This window comes from Pseudomonas sp. HP_08, from assembly GCF_055284095.1.
Window position 1 is genome coordinate 210,067 of the sequence record NZ_JBTOQC010000002.1, and the last position, 12,030, is coordinate 222,096.

Below are 12,030 nucleotides of genomic sequence, written 5' to 3' on the forward strand. Positions count from 1 at the left end.
GCGGCTGAAGAAAAATCAGGGTGTCAGCGCAAGGGCTGCGCTCAGGTCCGGGGTTACACCGCCGTAGTCATTGAGGGCGGCAAAGGTTACGCGCAGTCCGGCGGCCGCTTTTATACCCTCGAGCGGGTAAGACTGGCGGGTCAGTGGCCCGGCCATGTTCGGGCTGTTGAGCCTGAGCTGCTGGCCGTTGCCGGCGATGTCCATACGGGTGAACGACACATGGAAGGGGGTTGGGTTATCGACGTGCAACACGGCTTTGCCATCAACCTGGCGGATCGACCATTGCAGGTCTTTCAGGCGTTCGACCGGATTGTCCTTCAGTTGTACAGGGCGATAGAACAGCTTGAGCCGGGTGCGCAGGGCGATGTTCAGCACATTGCCCTGGCCATCGTTCTGCACCTGAGGAATTTCCTGCACATTGAAGTAGAACAACGACTCCCGGTCATCGGGCAAGTCATTGGGCAAACCGTTTATTTTCAGCTGTTGTTCATTGCCCGGAGCCAGTCGGAACAGCGGCGGGGAAGGGATGAATGGCACCGCGGTGGTGGTGTCATCGGCGGCGGTATTGACCCAGGTCTGGACGGCATAGGTGCGGTCGCTGGGGTTGGAGACAATCAGCGACACGCTGCGTTTATCGCTGTCGAACACCACGCGGGTGGTGCTGATTACCAGGGCGGCCTGACTGTGGGAAGCAGGACCCAGCAACAACAGGGCGCTCAGGCAGACGAAACGAAGGAGGCCGGGACGGCCCGGAGTGATCTTGAGCGGCATGAAATTACCTGTGACCGATGGACGAATAAGCGCTGTCTCTCATCGCGCGCTTGCGGCCCGGCTCATGCGTAGATGAACAGGGCCGCAAGCAGTCCGGGTGTTAAGGAATGTCGACGGAGAAGCGCACATCCGCTTCAGTCGCACCGGCCGTCACAGCGGCGGCGGTAGAGCGGTATGTCACATAGAACAGCATGTCGGTCGGGGTGGTTTCATTCAGGGTGTAATCCTTGGAGGCCGTGCCATTGTTGACGGGGCCACCAATATCGTCTTTCAGCGCTGCCACGACATTGCCTGCCGAGCCGCCCAGTGGTTTGAAGCGGAAGTAATTGCCTGTTGCGTCCGGGGTACCCGTGAACGTCACTTTGGCAGCCGTGCCGGGAGCGATGACGCAACCGGTGCCAGGGGTCAGGCGCAAGCCGAATTCACGACCGCCCACTTCCTGATCGGCAGCCGTGAAGCGTTTGGCCGAGATGGTGCCCATATTGACCAGGCCAGTGCCCGGGTTGCCGGTGATCGGGTCAATGACATCAATCTGGCAAGTGGTCGAAGTGATATTACCGGTAAAGTTGATAGTGCCAGTATTGGCCATGGCCGAAGTTGCCGTCATACCGATCAGCAGGCTCAAGGGCAGGGCAAGTAATGCAGGTTTCATTCAATATTCCTTTAATGAAAATTTCCGGCAGAAAAACGCTCAAGGATTTAGCCTTGAGTGCATTCAAATGACCGGATACCGGTTGCGCCTTCTTGAAACGACGCAGGGTGGCCTGTAGGTTTGTTGCTAAATGTTTGTAAGTCATTTCCTACAGGCGGCGCAAAGATTAGCGGCGTGTAGTAAATATATAAATAGGAAGAGTCTGTGTTCTGGTAGGATGTTTTCTGGCTGTTTTGTAGGATTTTTCTTTTCGTTCTTATATCAAATCTGTCACGTGTGCATTACGGCTGCTTTCTCTGAGTCCCTATGCGCCTGTCTCTATAGTTGAAGCGCCGAAGGTGTGCTCCTGTCAATAATACGTTTTAAATCCAGTGTCTGATTTAAGTACCTTGGCAGGAGCGTCCTTCTGATAAAGTGCCTGGTTATTTTTGAAGTGTTCTAAAGTAGAATTGTCTGTTGTTAGTGAGTGCCTTTGGCATATGCCATTAGAGTTAATGGATCGTTCGGGTGGTAATTGTTGTATTAAATTGCCAAGTGGCATTGCCAGGTGTCGGGATGCTAGTCGCTCGCTTAAGACCGGAACTTGTTTGTACGGGAGCCCACTGAGCCGCTTTTATCACCGGTTTTTCTGCAAGCTTTGGTGCGAGACGGGTGGGTGCGGGGGCTACTGGAAGTTCCGTTGGTGTGGTAGCCGTCCAGTTGCTGTCAAAGCTTGATATGGATGTAGGTGTAGCGGCACGTGACAATTCTGGAGAGGGGGACGCATTATCGACGGGTGAATCCTTGAATCGATACACACGGTTTTCCCATGCCATATCGTTTCTATATTTGCGATTGTCCCATGACTGATTATGTCTATAGCGCCGGGTTGCAAATGATGGGTAACCTGGAGGGGCAGCGTTGCTCGCTGATTTTGCTACACCTTTCAACGCCGATTTGCCCATCGCACCGGCAAACATGCCAATCCCGACCAGCATCTCCGCTCGACGAAACGTATTGCCGATTTCAAGCAGTCTCTGAGCCTTTTCAGGATCACGTTCAAGCATGGCTGCCGTCGTATAACCGGTGCCAATCGCGCCACTGCCGGCACCGACAAGCGTCAGCGATATGATGAATGGGCTGGCGCTTCCCAGCGTCCCCACCGCGAGCGCTGTAAAGCCCACTGTCATCAGCAGATTGACCACCAGGGCCGTTTTGTTGACCTGGAAGTTACGGTATTCAAGTACACCCACGCTGTGCCCGGTAGGGTCCTGGAAGGCAATCGGGTTACCGACACAATAGGCATACGGGTTAAGGCCGCCAGCACCGAACGGGCTGAGGTTATCAGGGCTGTGAAAACGCATCAGCGCAGGGTTGTAGGCGCGGTAGCCACGGCCCAGCAGGTACCAGCCGCTGACCGGGTCACGTACTTCGCCGTTGAACCCCGGCAAGCTAAGCAAAGGCTCGCCACTGACGCTGCTGCGTTCGCCATAGGCGCTGTAAACCGTCGTGCGCAACTGCTCCTGCTGCATTTCAGCCACCACGCTGTTACTGGCATTGCTGGCCAGCAACAGCGTTTGTGCAGGGTCATCGACTTGCTGCTGCCCCAGCGGGGTGTCGCCGTTGTAAAGGTAGTGCGTAGTGGTCTGGCCTTGCACCGTCGTCGCCAGCCGGTCATCGTCGTGAAACCGCAGGGTGGGCGCGTCGCTGCCTTGCGTCACCGACACCAGATGGTCATGACCGTCATAGCCGTACTGGCTGAGCACCGCGCCGGTCTGGGCATATACACCCTGCAACCGGCCCTGAGGGTCATAGCGCAACTGTTGCGTGCGCTCGTCGACCAACTGATTGCCGTTGTCGTCGTAGGTAAAGGCAATGCTGCCGGGCTCCGAATGGTTATGGCTGACCTCAAGCAGTTGGCAGCGGTCGGCTGGATCATAGGTGTACACGGCCAGGTCGCTGGTGCCGTCGGCAAACCGGCTCAGGGCTGTGGTGACGTTATCCAGTGCATCGAAGCGAAACTGCTGGTCGACAATCGGCTTGCCCTGGGCATCGCATGGCAAATCGGTGCCACTGCATTTGTGTTGCCGCAGCCGGCCGCGATTGTCATAGGAAAACTCTTCCAGCAACAGGCTGGTGCCGGCCTCCTGCAAATGCCGACTGAGCAATTGATCGTCGTTTCTCCACACCTGGCTGAGGGTGCGTTGTGCGTGGCCACTCAGGTTCTGGGTCCGCAGGATTTCTCGCGAATGCGCGTCGTATTGCAGCAAGGTCTGCAGGTTGGCGCCTGAACCCAGGTCAGTGGTCAGGGTCTGCGCTGTGCGGCCCAGCGCGTCATAAGTGAAGGTGGCTTGCAGATTGCCTTGCGTCACCTGTTTCACTCTTCCGATAGCATCATGGGTATAGACCACCGCGACATTGCCGACTGCGCTGCGCTGCAGTGGGCGTCCTTGTAGCGAACTGGACCATGTGCTGGTCCAGGTGTCCCCATCCATGTCCCAGGTGCTGCTCTTGAGGTGGCCGGCAGTGTCGTACTCGTAGTGGCGCGACCCCAGGTTGTTGGTCGAACGCTTCAGGTACGCGCTTTTCACGTCGTAGTCGAAGCTGACCTGCTCGCCGAGCGTTTCGGTGCTGATCGGCTCTTGGGTCAGACCAGGCGCATAACGATAGTGAATGGACGTGCCGCTGGCTGTGATGTGCTCCCGGGCCCTGATCTGTCCTGGGTCGTAGAGGTACTTTTCTGTCCGTAGCCCGACCTTGAGCTGGATCAGGCGGCCCATGCCATCGAATGCCTGCTCGCCGGCGTTGATTTTGACCGTTGGCGTGGCGGCCGGCTGCACCTGCAACTGGCTGACCCATTCGGCGCTGCTGTGCGCTGCGAAGCTGCGCAACACCTGATCGCCATTGGGCAAGATGCTGCGCACCAGGCGGTCGAACGGGTCATAGCGATAGACGGTGACATTACCTTGTGTGTCAATGGTTTCAAGGGTGCGCCCCAGCCCGTCGTAGCGATAAAACTGGCGACCCAGGCTTTCCCCGCTCAGGGTGAAACGCTCGACCTCATCGGGTTTCTGCAAGGTATTCAGGCGCGTGACCGTCAGCCCGTGACGAGGCTCGCTGGCGCCATGCCGGATTTGCTGCCAACTGCTTGTCGTCGGCATGCGCAAGCCTTGCCCGGTGGTCCAGCCGAACGGGTCGGTTACCGTGTAGGTCACCACGCCGTCAGGTCCGGTTTCGCTCACCGGCTGACCCCAGTCGTCATAGCCGAAGTGGCGGGTCAGCACCAGATCGGGCTTGCCCGGAAGCCAGTCGTACTCGGTTTCGCTGGTCAGTTGGCCGCGCGCGTCGTACTGCGCGCGGTAGGTGTGACGCAGTGGTTTGCCGGCGGCCTCGGTGTCCTGACGCTGTTCGCTGACCACCCGGCTCAATCCGTCCAGATGGCTGCGCACGGTCACGCCCTTGACGTCGGTGGCTTCCTGCCAGGCCTGCTCGCCATTGTTGGCCACCAGCCGGTAAGCGTAATTGCGCGTGGCGACATAGTCGGTGCCCGGCGCCACCGTTTCGCTCAGCACCCGGCCCAGCGCGTCGTATACATAACGGATCTCGACATCGGTGTCGTCGCGGGTCAGCAACGATTCGCCAGTGAGCAGCGAGTGCTCAAGCGTAATGACCTTTATTTCAGCGTCCAGGCTGCTGCTAAGAGTCTGGGTGGTGACCAGCACGGTTTCACCGGCACGGCCTGTGGTTTTTTCGTAGGTGTAGGTGGTCAGCGTATCGTGACCGTTAAGGCTCACTTGTTGCTGGCGCGGGCGGCCGTGACGCAGGGCGTCGAGGGGGGCGATGAAGTAGTGCTGGGCGGTCTGTTGCAACAGGGTTTCAGTCGCGCCATTGCGTTGCAACAGGCGTTCGTCGTTGAGTACCAGCCACGGCGTGCCACTGCCGCCCACCGGCGTCAGCGCCTGGTATCGGTAGCGGGTCAGCAGTACCGGCGCGAGGTCGTCGGGGTTCAGCGGGTCTTGCGGTTCGCGTGCAACCGGGGTCACGGTGCGGCTCTTGATCTGCCGCACAAAGCCGTGCGGGTCGGGTGGGCAGAGAACGACGGCGCCGTCGAGTTCGCCGGCGGCCGGGTACCAGGTGCTGGTTTCGGCCACGCCGTTGGCCTGGACCTGTTCGGTCAGGTTGCCCCAGCGATCGTATTCACTGCGTACGGTTTCGTGGCGCACCAGGTTGGGGTTATCCAGCGAGTACCAGGTGTCGGTGACGGTAGCGGGCAACTGGAAGTTGGGCAGTTGATCGTCGAAGTCCGTGCCATCGGGGCCATGGTAGACGGTGACGGTCTTCTTCACGTTACCGTGCTGGGTGACCCGTTGCTCGGTCAGCAGGTGAAAGCGGTTGAAGGTGCGTTCGGTGCTGCGCACTGTCTGGCCGGCCACGTGCAGGATTTCGGTGGTGGCGTACAGGTAGCTGCCGACGATACGGTACAGATTGTCCAGGCCGTCGTCTTCCCAGATCAGCCCCGAGGCGTCATGGCCGAGAAAGTTGTGGGTGTTGCTGACGCCGGTGGCGCCGTAGCTGTAGCGAACTTCAATGGACGGCTGGCGTGGCTCGGGGTCGGGGCCTGGATTCGGGTTGAAGCCATGGTAAGGCGCAGGGTCGGTGACATGCTCGGTAACCCGGCGCAGGTTGGGGCGCTGGGCCGAAAGCGGAAAGGCATGGCCGGGGTCGTCGTAGAGAACTGTTTCGTGGGCGCCGGTGGGCGTCCAGACCTCGGTGATGCACAGCAGGCCGCCGAGTTGTTCGTAGTTGAGGCGCCAGCCGGCCTGTTCGTCGGTGGGCAGGGTGATACGCGAGACCCGGTTGTCGGCGCCGTCCAGGGTCATGACGAAAGGCACCGCGACCTGGTCAGGGTGCAGCACCACCTCGACGCGGCTGCTGGTGCGCGCCAGGGTCAGCAGCCGGCGCTGGGCGTCGCGCACTTCGGTGAGCAGCGGATGGCCCAGGTAATAGTCGCCATAGGTCAGGGTAGCGGTTCGACCGTCGGCCGAATGGATTTCGACCGGCAGGGCCACTGCCTGATCGACGGCCCCTTGCAGCTCAAGGATTTCCACCAGCCCGGACTTGTGAACGATGCGGTAGCGGTCGTTGCCCAGGTCATGGGCGTGAAAGCTGTCGAGCTTTTTCTCCTTCATGAGCATCTGCCCGTCGGCAGCGGTTTCGGTGACCTTGAAGGTCTCGCCGGTGCTGAGCGACAGAATGCGCGAGTCGGGAGAGTACTGGGTCAGTTGCAGGTTCCAGCCCAGGCCGTAGCCGGTGTCCTGGGTATTGAGCGGGCTGAAAGCCAGAGCGAGTGCGACAACGGGACCGGCCAGGTCATCGGTCTTCAGTTCAGGCAAGGCGATCGACACGTTGTACAAGCCGGTGCGCGCGTCGACGCCGCCGTTGATGAAACTCATGAAGTTGAAGGCGTTGGAGTGCAGACGGGTGGAGGCAGCCATGGGGTGAACCTCGGGTATGGAGTCACGGAATCATTCAGTTCAACGGCGGGGCATCGACTTCAATCTGCACGCAGGACGTACGTTTTTTGGGGGTTTCCCCAGACTTCTGGTAATAGTCCATGACCCGCACACCCGGAGCGACGACCGCGCCTTTGGGCATGGTCATGATCTGTTCCAGATCGATAGGCGGGACTGTTACGTCTTCTTTAACGGTACGCAGATAGATCCAGAAGTAATTGCCATCATCATTGCGGTCGCAGCTGTAGTCGTCGAACAGCAGAATATTGGACGCCGAAGGCACATGTTCCAGTTCAATGCCGACGGCTTCATCGTTATCGCAATGATCATTACCCTTGAAATCATACTTGCCCGTCTTGAAATTCAGCGTGCAATGGTTTGCGCCATTGGCACCCTCAAGGGTCAACATGGGAGGATTGGTCTGTGCCTGTAACAGGCTGCCTTCACCGGCGCATAGCATGATGAGCACAATCAGCAAAGGCAGTGCATACAATAAACTCTTCATGGTTGAGGGTTTGATAAACTTTCGGCGTTCGCGCGCATTGTGTGTGGGTAAATACCTGCTCATGGTGAAACCTCGATAATCAGGCAGTTAATTGTATTAGGGTCACTTGGGTTTAGATGACCATATCTCTGGCGCTCGTCCAAGCGCACGCCGGGCACAATAACATCTCCAACCTGAAGTGTTTCGAAGTCCTGAATGCGAAGTTTTTCAGGTGTAGTGGTGGGTTGCTTTATGGTTTTCAACCTTGCCCAGTTAAAAGCATCTGTGTCATTAAACCCACATAGTTTCGGGGTAACGGGTGATTGATCTCGTTTGGGCCTGCCATTGACCACTGCCACAATAGTGGCAGAAGGGACATCCCGTAGTTGGATGTAACCTCCTCCGTCCAATGGTTTGCAATGACTTTCGCCAGACTGAGACTTCTCTGTAAAACGAAAATAACCACTCACAACCGGGAATGTGCACTGTGGCGTCCCATTCGCAAAGTAAAGACTTATCACGCCTGTCGGCGCTTGTTGAGGCGCCGGCTGTTGCGCGCCCGCAATGGCGCTGAATAATAAAAGACACATCATGGTCGACAGGGATTTTCTGGATTTATTTGTCATGTTGATTTCTCGCACGCGCTGTATCGGTGGTCGGCTTAATACGTTCGCTGAACTCTAATCCTTTTAAGCGCTGTGTGAACCTAGTAGATCTGAGAGGTAGGCGCAGCTGGCGCGCAGGGTTATAACTCAGGCCGAACCCGGCAAATGATTAGTGGCAATAGCCGATCATTGTCTGGCATGTCACTTAGCGATCAACGAGGCCTAACAGGCATGGACAGCTCATTACCGGTCGTGCAGGCAAAAGAATCCCATGCGCTCAAACTCGACCCCAATCAAGACCCGGCCGGTGGCTCGTTTACCTTGGCCGTTGCGCCGCATCCGGGCATTGCCATCGGCACTCAGGTCACATTGACCTGGCAAGGCTGGTTCGACGAAAACGCACCGGATGACCCCTGGGAATCGGTCCAGACCGTGCAAACCTCGGGGCAGGTCTTGCTCTACGCGCTAGACGCAGGCTATGTCGGGTTTATCGACGGCGGCTTTGCCCAGGTCAGCTATCGGGTGGCCGGCGTCGAGTCCCCGGTGCAGCGTCTGGACATCGTGCCGCCGCCGGCCACCCGGTTGCCGGCGATCGGGGTTGCCGATCACAGCGGCGACAGCCTCGACCCGGAAGACTTTCCTGAGGGGCTGGCGCTTGAAATCCCGGCCTGGCCCGGCATTGCACTGGACGACGATGTGCTGTTGTATGCCGCCAGCACACTGCCGGGCCAGAACATGGTCAAGGCCCTGCGTGTCGATCAGCCTGCGCTCGACGCTGGCAAACTGGTGTTCATCCTGGAGCCTGCATGGCTGCAACGTCAGCTCAATGAAACCATCACGTTTGACTGGCAATACGCCCGTCCCGGCGCGGCCGGCTCTTCGCTGAGCCTGTCATTGCAAGTCCTCGCGGCCTGGCGGCCGGTCGCACCGGTCATCGTCGGCGCATTGCCGGAGGACGATGAGGGTGCAGCGCCAAACCAGGGTTACATCGCGGCAATGGCACTTCGCGGCGGAGCCGTGGTGCAGATTCCGATCGAGTTGGGCGCCAACGATAAGGTCCAGGTGCACTGGCAGGGATTCGGCACCACGGGCCAGTACATGGCTGAACAAGCCGATCCGGGTAACCCGCAGCAGTTTTCTATCCCTGCGGCGGCGGTGCCGGCCAATATGGGCAAACGCCTGGATGTGTTCTACGCCATCACCCGCCCCGGCGAGGCGCAGGCCACCTCGAAGCCTTACGACCTGCGTGTGGTGCCGCTGCCTCGCACCAGCTTCACGACCGTACAGTGTGCCCATGTGGATGGTGATCAGTTGCGGCTGAGCCTGGTGCCGGCGGCCGGAGCCCTGTTGACCCTCAAAATCTGGACCTTCATGGCGCCAGGTCAACGGGTCACTATCACCGCCGACAGCACCAGTGACGAAAATGTGCTTGAAGATTTTCCGGTCACGGCACAGCACGTGACGGCCCGTCAGCTCACCACCTACGTAAAGCGAGCGTATCTGCAGAGTCTGGCTGTGGGCGACCGATTGACCTTCAACGTGTGGGTCAGCTTCGATGACGGTCACTCGCGTATTCAATTCCCCGACCTGCGCTTGTTCATGGCGACCTGACTATCACCCCTACTCACGATGAGGATAAGGCCATGGCTGGCTTTTCTAGAAACGAACTGATCACCTGGATGCGTCAGGAACCCAGAACCCTGAACTGGGGCGCGATACTGGCGTTCAACCGCACCGACACCAACACCATATTGTTGCAGGAGTACATCGACCGCTTCAGTACCGGCCACTTTCTGCCGCCGGTGCAGGGTTATGTAGGTGACAGCAGTATCGTCGGTCAATACATCAGCGATTACGTGATGGACTATCCCCGGCTGTCCTTTGAAATAGCCGACATCGAAAATGACATTCCCGATGCCCGCTTGACGATGCAAGTGGTGGGTGGCACGCAAGTGACCTTTGTCGATATCCCCGGTGGCCGCGAGGCGACGCGCATTGAAGTGGTCGACCCCTTGAATGGCCCGGCACTCACCTTGAAAGTGCATCTTGTCGATGCCCCGGCCACTGTCACCAGCGCCGGCAAAGTAGTGATGGACCTGAGCCGCAGCAGCGATTTCAGCCTGAGTTATTCCGACTTCGAGCGCGAGCGGCGGCTGGGCGGGGAATTTTTCCAGCAACTGTTCGATGAACTGGATGATGCCCAGCGGGTTATGGTGATCAGCGAAATCAAGAAGCCCGACACTACAATCAAGCCTGCCAAACTCAAGATCCGTACCCAGGCCGCACCCGGCGCCAAAGTGCGCAGTGCCGATAACTATGGCGATGGCGCAGTCGTGGTGTTTGTGGCCATGGCGGGTGAAAGCAATGGGGGTAATCCAGGCCCGGACTTCAAATACCTGATACCCAATGACAGTGGCAAAGACTACAGCGCTACTATTTTGCTCGGTAACAAATTTCTGCTTGAAACCCTGGGGCATGAATTGCTGGGCCGCCATTATATTGGCTGGGGCGCATGGTCGACGGTACAAAAAGCATCAAAGTTCTGGGAAATGAATCCGGCGGGAGGCACTCTCAGTAACGGCTCCTATAATTTCATCTTTGGGCCGGGTGATTCAGAATACTCAGGGTTTATCGATTCGCCCTTTAAATGGGATGTGCAGTCGAACGCAGAGTATATGCATTTCACTATTAAGGATGATGCGGTGGATGCCAGTTATGTGCGAAACAGTACTCAGTGGTGCAACCGTGTAGTGTGCGTGGATCATGATTACATTGTTCACAATGCAGGCCTTTATGCAACGATTTCAGCCCATGTGGCAAGAAGCTATGTGCTCAATGTTGCCTCTCAAGTAATAGAGCCTGGCAATACTGTTGTGGGGGGGGCGACATTCAGCTCAGGTCCTGGAGAGGGAGTCATTAATGACCCTTTCGCACTGGAAGGTTATTCTTCAACTCGGCAACGGTATGACACCGCCAAGCGAGCGGTGTTGAACGAACACTTTTCGGAACTCCTAACATTCCTTCCTCCGGTCAATACATTCGTGTTGCATTCCTTGTTGTTCAAGAACAATAACGTCGTGCTCGACGATATGGCTCTGCCCGGCGACATGGCCCTTTTCGGTCGAGTAGGGCCGGCCCTGACCCGGTTTATCCTGGACCCGATGCAACCCTTGATCGGTGCCGGCCAGACCCTGCAGTTCAATACCTTGCCTGCCGGACAGACGGGCCTGACCTGGAAGGCGGAAAATATCCTGGGCAATACCGGCGACTACGGCAGCATCAATGCCAGCACCGGGCTATACAAGGCGCCGGATAGCATCAAAGGCGCGTTTTTGCGGGTCAAGATCACCGCCTCGGGCGGTGGCTACAGCAGTTCGGCACTGCTCTCGGTGGTGATCAACGACATCACCGTCAGCCCGCTGATTCAGCTCTGCGGTGGTGGCCACACCCGCACAGTGTCGGCCGGCACCAAAGGTACGGGCGCACTGACAGCCTCACTGAAAACACCTGCCAATGGCGGCAAGCTGGTCGAAAGTGAAAAGGGCAAATGGGTCTATACCGCCCCGCTGGAACTGGGCAAAAAGGCCTTCGTACTCGAAGAAATCGTGATCAGGAACGAACTGACCACCAAGACCAAATCGGCATGGGTCATGGCATCGCTGGTCGATATGACGCTCAGCATCATCCGCGATAAGTCAGTTACGTTACCGGCCGGTCAGACCAAACTCATCGTCAAGGCGAGCACGGAAGTGATCCCTGGAGACCAAGTGAGATGGGAGACGCTGGCCGGTGCAGGGACTGTGGTCAACGGCATCTACACCCAGCCAGCCACGCTCGTGGAGCGCTTTGTCTTGTTGCTGGCCAGTTGGCCTCCCAGTCCGGAAGTGCTGCCGGACCTGGTATTCCAGGGCTATCTGCTGCTGCCCTTGCCGCTGTTCGATTACCCGGAAAATCCAACTCCCGGCTTGAGTTTCATGACCTCTGATACGGCAAGCGCCGGTCAATGATCAAACCCAACCCACACGC

The 12,030-nt window shown here is 57.9% G+C and carries 7 protein-coding genes; 2 read left to right on the forward strand and 5 right to left on the reverse strand.

Annotation, left to right across the window (positions count from 1 at the left end; translation table 11 throughout):
• Positions 1–15: 15 nt before the first annotated feature.
• The 5 genes from ACYAS9_RS03960 to ACYAS9_RS03980 all read right to left on the reverse strand — a co-directional run bounded on the left by ACYAS9_RS03960 (position 16) and on the right by ACYAS9_RS03980 (position 8,025).
• The gene (locus ACYAS9_RS03960) at positions 16–771 is read right to left on the reverse strand and encodes a fimbrial biogenesis chaperone (RefSeq protein WP_463567010.1); all 756 of its coding nucleotides are present in this window, start codon (positions 769–771) and stop codon (positions 16–18) included.
• Positions 772–871: 100 nt separating this feature from the next.
• Complete coding sequence (locus tag ACYAS9_RS03965; protein WP_463567011.1) at positions 872–1,423, reverse strand: fimbrial protein; 552 nt, start codon at positions 1,421–1,423, stop codon at positions 872–874.
• Positions 1,424–1,914: 491 nt separating this feature from the next.
• Positions 1,915–6,897 (reverse strand): RHS repeat domain-containing protein, encoded by a 4,983-nt coding sequence (locus ACYAS9_RS03970; RefSeq protein WP_463567012.1) that lies wholly within the window; start codon positions 6,895–6,897, stop codon positions 1,915–1,917.
• Positions 6,898–6,931: 34 nt separating this feature from the next.
• Positions 6,932–7,483, reverse strand: coding sequence for a hypothetical protein (locus ACYAS9_RS03975; protein WP_463567013.1), 552 nt, complete (start codon positions 7,481–7,483; stop codon positions 6,932–6,934).
• Positions 7,480–8,025 (reverse strand): hypothetical protein, encoded by a 546-nt coding sequence (locus ACYAS9_RS03980; protein WP_463567014.1) that lies wholly within the window; start codon positions 8,023–8,025, stop codon positions 7,480–7,482. The genes ACYAS9_RS03975 and ACYAS9_RS03980 overlap by 4 nt, the downstream gene beginning before the upstream one ends.
• Positions 8,026–8,235: 210 nt before the next feature.
• Between ACYAS9_RS03980 and ACYAS9_RS03985 the strand changes: the two genes are divergently transcribed.
• Positions 8,236–9,615, forward strand: coding sequence for a hypothetical protein (locus tag ACYAS9_RS03985; protein WP_463567015.1), 1,380 nt, complete (start codon positions 8,236–8,238; stop codon positions 9,613–9,615).
• Positions 9,616–9,647: 32 nt separating this feature from the next.
• Entirely contained in the window at positions 9,648–12,011 is a 2,364-nt protein-coding gene (locus tag ACYAS9_RS03990; protein WP_463567017.1) for a hypothetical protein, read from the forward strand.
• Positions 12,012–12,030 lie beyond the last annotated feature (19 nt).